Raw genomic sequence first — 13,370 nt, forward strand, 5'->3', positions numbered from 1 at the left:
AACGGATCCCGGGAGTCACTATCGTCACACCCATGGAGCAACTGGCGTTCGCCTCGACCACCCTGGTCAACTTCAAGGACAGGACCTACCGCTGGGTGGACGTGAAGCACTTCCGCCTCATCGCCCCCCAGGACGACGAACCGCTGCTCACCGCGCTGCTCTCCCACCAGCTGTACCGGGACGACTACCTGGGCTCCGACTCCTGGAAGGACGGCGGGCCGGTGCACGGCCCCTACCGCCTCGACGCGCTCTCCGCCGCCTCGTTCGAGGAGGTCGACCAGGAGACGGCCTGCGCCACGATCCGCACCTGGGCCGACAGGTACGCCGACCTCCCCGAGACGATCGCCCACGACCTGGAGTCCGAGGTCTACCCGCTGATCCGCGCGGCCACCTCCCGCTACCGCCTCCGCGACCTCGACGAGGCGGCCCGCGACGACGACCTGGGATGGATTCTCGGCGAGTTCCACGAACTCATCCTGATCGACCGGAACCAGGACTCCCTGACCGTCGTCGTCGCCTCGGACGACTGACCCGCCCCCACCTTCGCGATCACCGCTCACCGCCTCCCGTACCGGCGGGAAACGGCCGACGAGCCGAACTCGCGATCAAGGAAAACGTGTAGCCGGTTCCGAAACCGCCCAGCCGGTGAGGCGGCCCCCGAGCGAAGCGAGGAAAGGGGGGCCGTGGGGGCGAAGCCCCACACCGGGGGGCCCGGGGGGTCGTCCCCCCGTGGAGACGACGAAGGGGCCCGCCGGGAGCAGGCTTCAAGCCTGCGAACAGCGGACCCCAGTCACCGAAGTGGAGCTATGGGGATTCGAACCCCAGACCTCCTCCATGCCATGGAGGCGCGCTACCAGCTGCGCCATAGCCCCTTGCGATGCAGATGAAATCCTAACCGACTCCGGACACTCCTCGCGCCCGCATTCCGGTCGCGAGCGCGACGGCCGCGGAGCCCACGGCGCTCGCGGTGATGATGGCGAAGGAGATCACGTACGCGTCGCGGGAGGGGACGGAGGTTCCGGCGATGGTGACGGAGGTGAGGAGGGCCGAGGTCGCCGCGCCGGAGACGCTGCCGCCGATGGAGCGGACCAGGGAGTTGATGCCGCTGGCGATGCCGCTCTGGTCCATGGGCACGTGCTGCACGGCGAGTGCCCCCAGCGCCGCGTAGGCGATGCCGAATCCCAGCCCCTGCACGGCGTTGGAGCCGATCAGGTGGAACACCGAGTCGTTGAAGAGGGTGAACCAGCCGAATCCGGTCGCGCACAGGCCCGCGCCGAGGGCGAGGGAGTAGGCGGGGCCGAGCCGCATGGAGAGGCGGCCCGCCACGAAGGAGGCCAGCAGCATGGTCACGGTGCTGGGCAGGGCGTAGATGCCGACGTCGAGGACCGACCCGCCGAAGCCGTACCCGGCGGACGAAGGCGTCTGGATGAAGCTGGAGATCAGGGTGAAGGAGCCGAACATGGCGAAGCCCAGGAGCAGCGAGGCCAGGTTGGCCGGCAGGGACCGGGGGCCGACGAGCAGGTGCAGCCGTACCATCGGCGCCCGGAGCCGCATCTGGGTGACGACCCACGCGGCGCAGAACAGGGCCGCGCCCGCGAACAGCCCGACGACGGTTCCCGAGCCCCAGCCCCAGTCGTTGCCCTTGGAGATCGCCAGCAGCAGGCAGACGAGCCAGACCGACAGCAGCGCCGCGCCGACGAGGTCGGGGCGGCCTCCGGCACCGGCCCCGCCGTCGCGGGCGCTGAGCGCGATGAGGACGATCGCGGCCACGGCGAGACCGGCGGTGATCCAGAAGACCGGGTGGTGGTCGGAGGTACGGTCGGCGATCAGACCGGTGACGATCATGCCGAGGCTGCCGCCGACGCCCATGGTGGCGCTGACCGCCCCGATGGCCGTCATGACCCTGGCGGGCGGGAAACCGTCCTTGATCATGCCGATGGCCAGCGGGATCAGCGCGGTCGACGCGCCCTGCAGGGCCCGCCCGGCGATCAACATGGGGAGGGAGCCGGACAGGGCGCAGACCACCGAGCCCAGGACGAGCAGGCCGACGGTGAGCAGGATCATCCGCTTCTTGCCGTACATGTCGCCGAGGCGTGACAGCAGCGGAGTGGCCACCGCGCCGGCGAGCAGCGAGGCGGTGAAGACCCAGGTGACCTCGGCCACCGACACGCCGAAGGTGACCATCAGCCGGGGCAGCAGCGGGATGACCACGGTCTGCTGGACGGAGACGACCATCCCCGCCGTGGAGAGTGCCACCAGGGTGAGCCACAGGTGCCTGCCCTGCCGCGTGGTGCCCGGTTCGGCGAGGGTCGTTCCCGTCACTGCCCGCTCCTTCGCTGTCCCCGCTGTCGACTTCCGCCCTCGCATGGTAGAGGGTCGCTGTAAACGACCGTTTACCGGGTCGTGTCACACCGGGGCGCCGTGATACGTCTGTTCCCCTATGGCCGTTGAGCGTTTCGAAGAGCATCGCGACCTGCTCGCCGGGGTCGCCTACCGGATCCTGGGCAGCGTGACCGACGCCGAGGACGTCGTCCAGGAGGCGTGGCTGCGCTGGTCGGGGGTGGATGTCTCGCGAGTGGAGGACCACCGGGCGTACCTGGTCAAGGTCGTGACGCGGCTCTCCATCGACCGGCTGCGGCGGGTGAGGAGCCGGCGTGAGGCCTACGTCGGGTCGTGGCTGCCGGAGCTGATCGTCACCCCCGACGCGGCCGAGCACGCCGAGCTGGCCGAGTCGGTGGAGCTGGCCCTGCTCGTGGTGCTGGAGACCCTGTCCCCGCTGGAGCGCGCGGTGTTCGTGCTGCGGGAGGCGTTCGGCATGCCGTACGCGGAGATCGGCGAGATGATCGAGCGCAGCGAGGCGGCGACCCGGCAGCTCGCCCGGCGCGGCAGGGAGCACGTCCAGGAGGGCAGGCCGAGGTTCGAGGTGGACCGGGGGCTGCGGCGCAGGCTCACCGAGCGGTTCGCCGAGGCGGCCTCGGGCGGTGACCTGGGGGCGCTGACCGCGATCCTCGCCGAGGACGTGTCGCTGGTCAGCGACGGCGGCGGCAAGGCCAAGGCCCCGCTGCGGGTCATCGTCGGCGCGGGCAGGGTGGCGCGCTTCCTGTCCTCGATCGCCTCCCGGGACCGCCTGCGGGCCTTCATGGAGAGCATCGGGGGCGAACCGGTCTCCGGATTCGGCGTGAGGATCACGGAGGTGAACGGCGGGCCGGCCATGGTGGTGACCGCGGAGGACCGGCCGATCACCGTGTTCTCCCTGGTCGTCGAGGACGGCCTGATCAGGACCGTCTTCCTGGTGGCGAACCCGGAGAAGCTCGCCCACCTCTGACGTCTCCCGGGCAGAGGCGTCCGGGGGAACGGCACGGCGGCGATGTCACGAACGGCATCCCCGGGTCCGTCGTACGGGCATGACACGAGACATCAGCGGCAACGAGATCACCATCGTCGGCGGCGGGCTCGCCGGCCTCACCGCGGCCATCGCGTGCGCCGAGGGCGGCGCACGGGTCACCCTCCACGAGGCGCACCGGGAGCTGGGCGGCCGGGCCCGCAGCACCGCCACGCCGTACGTCGCCAACGAGGGCACCCACGTCTTCTACTCCGACGGCGAGCCCTGGCGCTGGCTGGCGGCCAGGGGGCTGGTCCGGCCGTACACCAGGCTCACGCCGGGCATGCTCGCCAGGAGCAGGTTCCGCCACGGCGGCCGGTTGTCGGGCATGCCGCCCCGGTCGCTGCTGAGGGCGCTCGCCAGGCGGCGGCTGCGGGCACCGGTGGACGAGGACTTCGGGACCTGGGCCACCCGCCGTCTCGGCGAGGAGGCCATGCGGGCCGCCGCGGGACTGGTCGGGGTGATCACCTATGACGCGGATCCCGGGCGGCTGTCGGCGGCGTTCGTCTGGGAGCGGGTGCTGCGGGCGACCGCGCCGAGGTATCCGGCTCCGCGCTACGTCACCGGCGGCTGGGGGCGGGTGATCGACCGGATGGCCGTCCACGCGCGCGGCCTGGGCGTGCGGATCGAGGCCGGCTCGCGGGTGGACCGCCTGCCCGAGGGCGCCCCCGTGATCGTGGCGACCTCGCTGGACGCCGCCAGGACGCTGCTCGGCGACGGGTCGCTGCGCTGGGAGAGCGGGAAGGCCGTGCTGCTCGACCTGGGTCTGCGCGCGGGCGCCGGCGACCTCTTCCTCGTCTCCGACCTGGACGAGGGAGGCTTCATGGAGCGCTACAGCCTGCCGGACCCCTCGCTCGCCCCCGACGGGCACAGTCTCTGCCAGCTGCAGATGCCGGTCAGGCCGGGGGAGACGAGGGCGGAGGCGATCTCCAGGGTGGAGCGGGTGGCCGATCTCGGGCTGCCCGGCTGGCGGGAGCGGGCGACCTGGCGGCGGGAGGCCACCTGCAACGGCCGCACCGGCGCCCTGGACCTGCCGGGGGCCACCTGGCGGGACCGGCCCGCGATCGACCGGGGCGACGGCGTCTGGCTGGCCGGTGACGCGGTGGCGGCTCCCGGCCTGCTCAGCGAGGTCTCCTCGCACAGCGCCCTGATCGCCGCGAGGGCCGCCCTGCGGGCCGTCTCCGCGGCGGGCGCCCGAAGCCACGTCTGACCGCGTGACCTGCCCGGCGCCTACGGGCCGACGGTGGTGCGCATGGTCAGCTCGGAACCGTCGGCGGACAGGTCCAGGGTCACGGCGACGGTGCCGAGCTCGGCGGTGCTCGACAGGTGCGTACCCCCGCACGGGATGGAGACCTCGGCCTCGGGCAGGGCACAGCGCCAGGTGCGCCGGGCGGTCAGCTCCGGGCCGGGGCTGTCGATCCCGACGGCGGCGTCGGCCGCGATCCACGCCCCGAGCCGGTCGCCGACGAGCCGGGCGATCTCCGGGAGTTCCTCGGCCAGCCCCTCGGTGCCGAACCCCTTGCGGCGCAACGACTTGCCCAGCCGGTAGACGTCGTGGCTGCCGCCGGGGAGGATCCGCGAGGAGACGATGGCGGCCTGGTCGAAGTCGGGGTGGCCCAGCCCGTCGGCGGGCACCTCCTTGCGCCACCGCCCGGCCAGCGCCCCGTTGAGCGCGAGGGCGGCGAGGTGGCAGGCGGTGTGCCCCGCCGAGAGCGCCCGGCGCCGCGCGGCGTCGACCACCAGCTCGACCTCGCCACCGGCCCCGGCCTCGGCCTCGGCCTCGGTGAGACCGTCAACAGGCTCGGCGGTGACGTGGACGACCAGCCAGTGCCAGCCCGGGGTCCCCCGGCGCACCGGGATGTCCGCGCCGAGGCGGACGGTCTCCCCGCCCCCGCCCTCGGCCACGGCCACGGCCCCGGTCACGCAGTCGGTCACCGCGATCCCGCCGATGGTCCCCGTGTCGGCGGGCTGGTCGGGCCAGGTGTGGTCCAGCGGGTGGAAAGGGGTCTCGGCCACGACGGTTCCATACCCGTCGCCGACCGGCACGGTGGCGACGACGGCCGAACGCCCCCTGACCTCTCCGCCCGGGTAGCCGACCCGCGTCGAATCCGTGATTGGCATCGCCCCATTATGCCGGTACGGCCTGCGCCGCCCCCGCAAGGGCGCAGGCCGTACCGGTCACGACGGGTCAGCGCGTCAGGGCCCGCTCGTCCTCCAGGTAGCCCGGACGGCCCGCGTACCAGCCGGCCACGAGCTGGACGGCGACCACCGCGAACAGCAGCAGGAACGGCAGCGTCCAGCCGCCGGTCGACTCGTGCATGACGCCGACGACCAGGGGCCCGGCACCCGCGATGAGGTATCCGGTGCTCTGCCCGAAGGCCGACAGCGCGGCCGTCGCATCAGGGGTGCGGGTACGCATGGCGAGCATGGTCAGCGCGAGCGGGAACGACCCCATGCCGACGCCGACCAGGCTGGCGAAGGCCCAGGCGAGGGTGGAGGGCCCGAGCCAGAGGCCGAGGAAACCGGCGGTGTAGAAGAGGACGAAGGCGGCCACCACGGGCCTCTGGTCGGAGAACCTCGACGCGATCGCGGGCACGACCAGCGAGACCGGGATGCCGATCGCGGTGAAGACGCCCAGGACCAGGCCCGCCTGCGAGGTGGTGTAGCCGCCGTCGGTGAGGATCTTCGGCAGGAAGCCGAACATGATGTAGGCGACCATGCTCTGGGTTCCGAAGTAGGCGGCGACCGCCCAGGCCAGCCTGCTGCGGAGCAGGGCGCGGGCACCCGTTCCCCCGCTCGCTCCGTGCCGCTCCGGCTCACTGCGCGAGAGCGCAAGCCACGGAATGGCGGCGACGGCGGCGAACGCCCCCCACACCCCGAGGGCAACGTGCCAGTTGCCGTCGGTGGCCCGCTGGATGGGCACGGTCGCGGCGGCCGCGAGCATCGTGCCCACCGCGAGGGCGGTGGTGTAGACGGTGGTCATGGTTCCGGCCCGGCCGGGGAAGTGACGCTTGATCAGGCTGGGGATGAGCACGTTGCCCACCGCACCGCCCGACAGCGCCAGGGCGCTGCTGTAGAGGAAGACCTCGGCCGAGCCCACCATCGATCGGATGAGCAGGCCCGCGCCGAGGACGACGAGGGCGAGGAGCAGAAGACGGTGCTCCCCGACCTTCCTGGCCAGCGCGGGGGTGACCGCGCCGACCGAGGCGAAGATGAGCACGGGCAGCGTCGTGAGCAGCCCGGCTCCGACGGCGGTCATGCCGAGACCAGAGGTGATCTGGTCGAGAACCGGCCCGACGCTCGTGACGGCGGTGCGCAGGTTCAGCGCCGCGAGAACGATCCCCAGCACGAGCAACCAGGCGAGAGAGCCTGTCGTTCCACCGGTGCGGCCCCTGGTCTGATGGGTGAGCACGCTCATGCTGGTTTCAGTCCTCCTTAGGGTTTCATCCAATCGTAGGATGATTGGCTGACCCCGACTGTAACAGGACTGAAACCTCGATTTGTTCCTGACCTCACGCGCCGGACCGCATCGGGTGCGAACAGCTGACAACGTGAAAGCCGGGCCACGTTCCTCTTTACAGAACGTGACCCGGCTCTCTCACGCACCGGCGCGGCCCCGGCTTCCGGATGCCCGGAACCCCGGACAGCTCGGGCAGCGGACGTCAGGGCGACGGCACCGGGCGCGCCTACCTCGGGCGCGCGTCAGATGCGCGGCCCCGGAGCGGGCGGCGGCTCCTCGCCGAGCCCGCGACCGGCCGGGGGCAGCGGCGTGCCACCGGGCGGGGGCAGCGACGGGTCCGTCGGGTAGGGCTGGCCCACCGTGCGCGGAGGCGGCGAAGGCACAGCCTCGTCGAGACCTCCGGTGCCGCGGTGCTCGCCCAGGTCACCGGTGCCGGTACCGGTACCGGCACCGGTACCGGCCTCGCCGCGCTCGTGCGGGCCGGGCACCTCGCCGCGCCACGCTCCGGTCTCGCCGCCGCGCGACTCGATGAAGGTCTTGAAACGCTCCATGTCGCCACGGACGCGCAGGCGGACGATCTGCAGCCAGTCACCGACGGTCTCGACGAACCCCTCGGGGTCGTACTCCATCTGCAACGTGACCCGGGTGGTGTCGGGGCCGAGATGGTGGAAGGTCACCACGCCAGCCTGGTGCGGCCGCTCGACCGACTTCCAGGCCACCCGCTCGTCGGGGTGCTGCTCGGTGATCTCCGCCTCGAACTCCCGGCGGACCCCCGCGATCTCGACGACCCACGCCGTGCGCGTGTCGCTCAACTGCTTGATCGTCTCGACGCCTTCCATGAACTCGGGAAAGCTCTCGAACTGGGTCCACTGGTTGTACGCGGTCCGGATCGGCACGTTGACGTCGACGGACTGTTCAATCGAGCTCATGACCGTGTCCTCCCTTGTGGTTCGGTCGGTTCGGGAGGCACACATGCCCGGTGAGGTGCGGGCCTAACTAGCGGCGCCGCAAGAGCCAGTAAAGCCCCAGGACAGGAAGCACAAGCGGAATGAACAGATATCCGCTTCCGTAACCCGACCAGACCGTGGCACGCGGGAAGGCCTCGGGGTCGGCCATGCTGAGCGTGCCCACGATGAGCACCCCGGCCAGCTCGACACCGCAGGCCACCAGTGCCAGGGTCCTGTTCCCCCTGGCCAGCGCCACGGTGAGCACGACGTAGACGGCGGCGGCGAACGCCGACAGCGAGTAGGCCAGCGGGGCCTCGTGGAACCGGGTGGCGATCTGCACGGCGGCGCGGGCCCCCGCCGCGAGGGCGAACACCCCGTAGACCGCCACCAGCGCGCGTCCGGGACCGGTGCCGATCGCCGGCTCGCTCACGGCAGTCCCTGCCAGACCTGGAGCATCCGCCCGACCATCCCGGGGATCGCGAAACCCGCCACCGCGATCACCGCGGGACCCCAGCGCGAGCGCTCGCCGACCCCCCAGAACGCCGCCGCCGGCGGGATCATCAGGCTGCCCGCCAGGTAGCCGATGAGCGTGGCCGTCTCCGCGGGCCCCTCGCCCCGCACCAGCGCGGCGATCACGAACCCCGCCTGCACGAGCAGGCCGAGTTCCAGCACCCCGAGCGAGACGAGGAGCGTCCTTCCCATCGCCCTGTTCCTCATCGTGGTGACGAGGCCGAAGATCCCGATCACCAGTGAGAACAGGATCAGGCCGGTCGCGAGCGGGCCGATCATCGGGACCCCGGGACATCGAGAAGCATGGGCAGAAGGGTACTGCCCGGCCCCCTCGCCCCCCGCGCCGCGCCACGTACTCTGGGGCCGTGGAGAGGATCCTGGTCAGCGCCTGCCTGATGGGGCGGAAGGTCCGTTACGACGGGGCCGCCAAGACGAGCGGCGACGCGCTGCTGGCCGAGTGGCGGCGGGAGGGGCGGCTCGTCCCGTTCTGCCCCGAGGTCGAGGGCGGCCTGCCCGTCCCGCGCCCGGCCGCGGAGATCGAGGGCGGGGCCGGGGGCGAGGCGGTCCTGGCCGGGACGGCCCGGGTGCTGACCGCCGCGGGCGCCGACGTCACGGAGGCCTTCCTCGCCGGCGCGCGGGCGGCGCTGGCCGCCGCCCGGGCCCACGGTGTGCGGGTGGCGATCCTGAAGGAGGGCAGTCCCTCCTGCGGCAGCCTGACGGTCTACGACGGCGCCTTCGGCGGCCGGCGGGTGCCCGGCAACGGGGTCACCACCGCCCTGCTGGAACGGCACGGCGTCGCGGTCTTCGGCGAGGAGCGCCTCGCCGAGGCCGCCGCGCGCCTGCGCGACCTCGGCGACCGGCCCCCCGGCCCGCGCGAGGAACCCACCGCCACCCCGGGGGCCGGTACTTGAGGGACCTGCCGGGAGAGCACCCCCGCCACCCCGGGGGCCGGCGCCTGAAGGACCTGCCGGGAGAGCACCCCCGCGATCTCGGCGCTCCCGGCGACCGGTTCTAGTACTCCCACAGGTCGGTGCGGTTCTCCCCTCCGATGCAGAAGACCGCCGAGCCGTGCTGCCCCTGGACGAGGTCGACCCGGATCCAGCCGGTGGCCGAGGCGACCTTGGCCTCGTAGCCCGCGTTGGGAGCGGCGGCGATCAGGCGGCACACCCCGTTCTCGATGGCGAACGAGACCGAGCCGCCCTTGACGTTCACCACGCGCAGGTTCTCGGTGGAGACCGACCGCGTCCTGGTGGCCGTCGCCCTGGCGGCGGCGGACGACGAGGGGGCGGGGGCGCTCTGGGTCGCGCCGGGCCTGGACGGGGCCCTGGAGGGGGATCTCGACGGGGACGCCGACGGCTCGGGACGGGACAGTCCGGCCTGCCGCGTGCGTGCCGGCGTCGCGGCGGTCCTCGACGGGGAGCGCTCCGGCCGCGGCCCGGCGGTGTCCCGCGCGGACGGGGTGAGGCGCGGCGCCGGGCTCCGGCCGGGCGCGGCGGAGGTGGCGGTCGGCGTGCCGACGGTCTGCGGCCCCGTGGGCGCTCCCGGCGGCAGCGTCGAGTCTCCCGTACGGCCGAGGGCGGCGTTGAGGGGTTCGACGCTCGCGTCGTCGAAGACCTCGCTGCGCAGCACGTCGCGGACGCCGAACCAGGCGACCGAGATCGCCAGGACGGTGGCCCCGCACCACACCGCTATGAACCCCAGCGTCTGCCGCATGTCGTGAATTATTACGCCATATGTCTCGTTGTTCACTACCGTTACACGGCATGGCGACGGTTCTAGTGGTCGAAGACGACGAGTACGTACGATCCGCGATCATCCAGGAACTCAGCAGGCGCCAGCACGCCGTGCGCAGCGCGGGGCGCGCCCTCGACGCGCTGAGGGAGATCACCCAGAACCCCCCGGACGCGGTGGTCCTCGACCTCGGGCTGCCCGACCTGGACGGGGCGGAGGCGCTCAAGATGGTCCGCAGCGTCTCCAGCGTGCCGGTCATCGTGGCCACGGCCAGGGACAACGAGGCGGAGATCGTCAGGCTCCTCCAGGCCGGGGCCGACGACTACCTGGTCAAACCGTTCTCCGGCGACCACCTGAACGCCCGTCTGGACGCCGTGCTGCGCCGGGCGCGGAGCGCGACCCCGCCCTCGGTGTTGTCCGTCGGCGCGCTGTCGGTGGACCTCAACCGGCGCGAGGCCGGGCTGGACGGCGCCCCGCTCACCCTCACCCGGCGTGAGTTCGACCTGCTCGCCTACCTCGCCGCCCGCGCCGACCGGGTGGTCTCCCGCAAGGAACTGCTCACCGAGGTGTGGCAGCAGTCCTACGGGGACGACCAGACGATCGACGTCCACCTGTCGTGGCTGCGCCGCAAGCTCGGCGAGAGCGCCTCCTCCCCCCGCTACCTGCACACCGTGCGCGGCGTGGGGGTCATGCTGATCACGCCGCCGTGAGGCGGACCCTGGCCCTGCTCACCGTCGCGGGAACCTCGATGGTCGCCCTGGCCTTCCTGATCCCGCTCGGGCTCATCGTCAGGGAGATCGCCCACGGCCGGGCCATGGCCGAGGCGGAACGGCAGGCCTCGGCGCTGGTCCCGGTGCTGGCCATCACCGTCGATCCGGACCGGCTGACCCACGCGCTGCTCAGCACCGGCGCGCGGGACCGGATCGCGGTCCACCTGCCCGGCGGCGGGTCGGCCGGCACCGTCAGGGCCCCCGCCGACACCGTGGCCGCGGCCTCCCGGCTCACCCGGGCCATCACCGCCGAGATGGACACCGGCTACCTCCTGCTGCGCCCCGTCGCCCTGGACGGCGGCAGGACCGTGGTCATCGAGATCTTCATCCCGTCGGCGGACCTCACCCGGGGCGTGGCCTCGTCGTGGGCGGTGCTGAGCGGGGTGGCCGCGGTGCTCGTCGCCGGATCGCTGCTGGTCGGCGACCGGCTGGGCGTGCGCGTGGTGCGCTCGGCCCGGCGACTGGGAAAGGCGGCGAGCGCCCTGGGCGCCGGGGACCTCAGCGTCCGCATCCGGCCCGAGGGCCCGCCCGAGCTGGTCGCGGCCGGTGAGGCGTTCAACAGCATGGCCGACCGCGTGGTCCAGCTGCTGGCCGCCGAGCGGGAGATGGCCGCCGACCTGTCGCACCGCCTGCGCACCCCCCTCACCGCGCTCCGGCTCAGCCTGGACCACCTGGGGCCCGAGGCCGAGCAGAGCAGGAGCGCGCTGGGCCGGCTGGAGGCCGAGGTGGACCAGATCATCGCGGCGGCCAGGCAGCCCTCCCGCGCGCCGGAGCTCGTCCACTGCGACGCCGCCGAGGTGCTGCGCGAGCGGCTGACCTTCTGGTCCGCGCTGGCCGAGGACCAGCGGCGCCCCTGGGAGCTGATCGGCGCCTCGGCGCCCGTACGGGTGCCGGTCGCGGCCACCGAGCTCAGCGCCGTGCTGGACGCCCTGCTCGGCAACGTCTTCCGGCACACCCCCGAGGGCACGGCGTTCACGGTGACCCTGCACCAGGGGTCGGGCACCGTCGGCATGCTGATCGCCGACGCCGGTCCCGGCATCCGCGACCCCGAGGCGGCGCTGCGGCGCGGGACCAGCGGGGCGGGCTCCACCGGCCTCGGCCTGGACATCGCCCGCAGGCTCGCCGAGTCCTCGGGCGGCACGCTGCGGATCGACGCCTCCTCCCTCGGCGGCGCCAGGGTCCAGCTCTGGTTCCGCACCGACCGGCACGACCGGCCCCCGCGTACCGCCCGGCGCCTGGTCGGCGACCGCTGGCCGCGCAGGAAGGCACCACGCTGAGGGCCGTGCCGTACGACCGGCGTGGCAACCCGCTTCGGGCGTTGGTTAGGTCATCCGTAAACCAACCTTAAGTAAGCCTAAAACGCCCCCTTTCACCGTTCCGGCTGACCGATCATGAAGAGGAGCGCGGACGTCCCCCACGTCCGTGGTTCCCGGTTCGCCCTACCGCGCCGGCCTCGCGTTCAGACGGAGGAGGCGCGGCCGGCGCGGCAAGGGCGAGCCGGGAACCCACATCTGCGCCCTCACCGGATAACCGGATAATTCGTGACATGCGCGCGAGCCGTCTCATCTCCCTGCTGATGCTCCTGCAGGCCCGCGGCAGGATGACCGCCCGGGAACTGGCGGCCGAACTCGAGGTCTCGGTCCGGACCGTCTACCGCGACGTGGACTCGCTCCACTCCGCCGGCGTGCCGCTGTACGGCGACGCGGGCCCCTCCGGCGGTTACCGGCTGCTCGACGGGTACCGGACCCGCCTCACCGGGCTGACCGCGGGCGAGGCGGAGTCGCTGTTCCTGGCCGGGATGCCGGGTCCCGCCGCCGCGCTCGGCCTCGGCCCGGTGGTGACGGCCGCGGGGCTCAAGCTGATGGCGGCGCTCCCGGTCGAGCTCAGGGACAGGGCCGGGCGGATCCGCGAGCGCTTCCACCTCGACGCGCCCGACTGGTACCACGGCACCGACGAGACCCCGCACCTGGCGGCGGTGGCCGACGCCGTCTGGAACGAGCGCCGCCTGGAGATCCGCTACCACCGCTGGAAGGCCCCCCAGGACGTGGTCCGCACGCTGGAGCCGTACGGGCTGGTCCTCAAGGGGGGACGCTGGTATCTCGTCGCGCGCGGCGGCGAGCACGTGCGGACCTACCGGGTCTCGCAGATCCTGGGGCCGCCCGCGCTCGGGGAGCGGTTCGAGCGGCCCGCCGGTTTCGATCTCGCCGCGCACTGGGACGGCGCCCTGGAGGAGTTCGAGGAACGGCTCCTGGGGGGCGAGGCCGTCATCAGGCTCTCGCCGTTCGGCATGAAGCGGCTGCCGGACATGGTCCGCCCGGCCGTCCTGCGAGCCGCCGAGGCCACCGCGGAACCTCCCGACCACGAGGGCTGGACGCGGGTCACGGTCCCGGTCGAGTCCCCGCGGCACGCGCTGGCGGACTTCCTGCGCTTCGGCGCGGACCTGGAGGTCGTCGCCCCGGCGGAGTTGCGCGACCTCGTCGCGGAGACCGCGCGGGCGGTGGCCGGGATCTACGACCGGCCCGGCACCGGGTGACCGGCTCGCGGCGCGTCGTCGCTCACACCCGCCGGGA

14 protein-coding genes and 1 tRNA gene are annotated in these 13,370 nt (G+C 73.0%); 7 read left to right on the top strand and 8 right to left on the bottom strand.

What is annotated here, in order from left to right:
• The first annotated feature begins 32 nt into the window (after positions 1 to 32).
• Positions 33 to 530 carry a hypothetical protein gene (locus tag AC5L38_RS26475; RefSeq protein WP_495245519.1) on the top strand — a complete coding sequence of 166 codons (498 nt, stop codon included), beginning with the start codon at positions 33 to 35 and terminating at the stop codon, positions 528 to 530.
• Positions 531 to 799: 269 nt separating this feature from the next.
• Here the strand turns inward: AC5L38_RS26475 and AC5L38_RS26480 are convergent.
• Both AC5L38_RS26480 and AC5L38_RS26485 read right to left on the bottom strand, forming a co-directional pair.
• Positions 800 to 872 (bottom strand) — tRNA-Ala (locus AC5L38_RS26480).
• Between the two features lie 19 nt (positions 873 to 891).
• Entirely contained in the window at positions 892 to 2,322 is a 1,431-nt protein-coding gene (locus AC5L38_RS26485; RefSeq protein ID WP_495245520.1) for an MFS transporter, read from the bottom strand.
• Between the two features lie 118 nt (positions 2,323 to 2,440).
• Here AC5L38_RS26485 and AC5L38_RS26490 point away from each other — a divergent pair, with 118 nt between their 5' ends.
• The gene (locus tag AC5L38_RS26490) at positions 2,441 to 3,325 is read left to right on the top strand and encodes an RNA polymerase sigma-70 factor (protein WP_495245521.1); all 885 of its coding nucleotides are present in this window, start codon (positions 2,441 to 2,443) and stop codon (positions 3,323 to 3,325) included.
• A gap of 79 nt (positions 3,326 to 3,404) precedes the next feature.
• Positions 3,405 to 4,592 carry an NAD(P)-binding protein gene (locus AC5L38_RS26495; RefSeq protein WP_495245522.1) on the top strand — a complete coding sequence of 396 codons (1,188 nt, stop codon included), beginning with the start codon at positions 3,405 to 3,407 and terminating at the stop codon, positions 4,590 to 4,592.
• A gap of 20 nt (positions 4,593 to 4,612) precedes the next feature.
• Here the strand turns inward: AC5L38_RS26495 and AC5L38_RS26500 are convergent, their stop codons facing one another.
• The 5 genes from AC5L38_RS26500 to AC5L38_RS26520 form a co-directional block, all read right to left on the bottom strand.
• Positions 4,613 to 5,503, bottom strand: coding sequence for an alanyl-tRNA editing protein (locus AC5L38_RS26500; protein ID WP_495245523.1), 891 nt, complete (start codon positions 5,501 to 5,503; stop codon positions 4,613 to 4,615).
• Positions 5,504 to 5,570: 67 nt separating this feature from the next.
• Positions 5,571 to 6,800: a CynX/NimT family MFS transporter gene (locus tag AC5L38_RS26505; RefSeq protein WP_495245524.1), complete on the bottom strand. Its 1,230-nt coding sequence runs from the start codon at positions 6,798 to 6,800 to the stop codon at positions 5,571 to 5,573.
• 284 nt (positions 6,801 to 7,084) lie between these two features.
• Entirely contained in the window at positions 7,085 to 7,771 is a 687-nt protein-coding gene (locus tag AC5L38_RS26510; RefSeq protein WP_495245525.1) for an SRPBCC family protein, read from the bottom strand.
• Positions 7,772 to 7,838: 67 nt separating this feature from the next.
• Positions 7,839 to 8,219: a hypothetical protein gene (locus tag AC5L38_RS26515; protein WP_495245526.1), complete on the bottom strand. Its 381-nt coding sequence runs from the start codon at positions 8,217 to 8,219 to the stop codon at positions 7,839 to 7,841.
• On the bottom strand, positions 8,216 to 8,578 hold the full coding sequence (locus AC5L38_RS26520) for a hypothetical protein (protein WP_495245527.1): 363 nt from the start codon (positions 8,576 to 8,578) through the stop codon (positions 8,216 to 8,218). Before AC5L38_RS26520 ends, AC5L38_RS26515 begins: the two co-directional genes overlap by 4 nt.
• An 86-nt stretch (positions 8,579 to 8,664) precedes the next feature.
• Here AC5L38_RS26520 and AC5L38_RS26525 point away from each other — a divergent pair, with 86 nt between their 5' ends.
• On the top strand, positions 8,665 to 9,210 hold the full coding sequence (locus AC5L38_RS26525) for a 2-thiouracil desulfurase family protein (RefSeq protein ID WP_495245528.1): 546 nt from the start codon (positions 8,665 to 8,667) through the stop codon (positions 9,208 to 9,210).
• A gap of 100 nt (positions 9,211 to 9,310) precedes the next feature.
• Here the strand turns inward: AC5L38_RS26525 and AC5L38_RS26530 are convergent, their stop codons facing one another.
• A complete protein-coding gene (locus AC5L38_RS26530) occupies positions 9,311 to 10,012 on the bottom strand; it encodes a hypothetical protein (RefSeq protein WP_495245529.1) in 702 nt (233 codons plus the stop codon).
• Positions 10,013 to 10,062: 50 nt separating this feature from the next.
• On the opposite strand from AC5L38_RS26530, the gene AC5L38_RS26535 reads away from it, so the two are divergent.
• The 3 genes from AC5L38_RS26535 to AC5L38_RS26545 all read left to right on the top strand — a co-directional run bounded on the left by AC5L38_RS26535 (position 10,063) and on the right by AC5L38_RS26545 (position 13,333).
• Positions 10,063 to 10,740, top strand: coding sequence for a response regulator transcription factor (locus tag AC5L38_RS26535; RefSeq protein ID WP_495245530.1), 678 nt, complete (start codon positions 10,063 to 10,065; stop codon positions 10,738 to 10,740).
• Positions 10,737 to 12,077, top strand: a complete 1,341-nt coding sequence (locus AC5L38_RS26540) for a sensor histidine kinase (protein ID WP_495245531.1) — start codon at positions 10,737 to 10,739, stop codon at positions 12,075 to 12,077. The genes AC5L38_RS26535 and AC5L38_RS26540 overlap by 4 nt, the downstream gene beginning before the upstream one ends.
• Positions 12,078 to 12,346: 269 nt before the next feature.
• A complete protein-coding gene (locus AC5L38_RS26545; protein ID WP_495245532.1) occupies positions 12,347 to 13,333 on the top strand; it encodes a helix-turn-helix transcriptional regulator in 987 nt (328 codons plus the stop codon).
• Positions 13,334 to 13,370 lie beyond the last annotated feature (37 nt).

Source organism: Streptosporangium nanhuense, assembly GCF_059358815.1.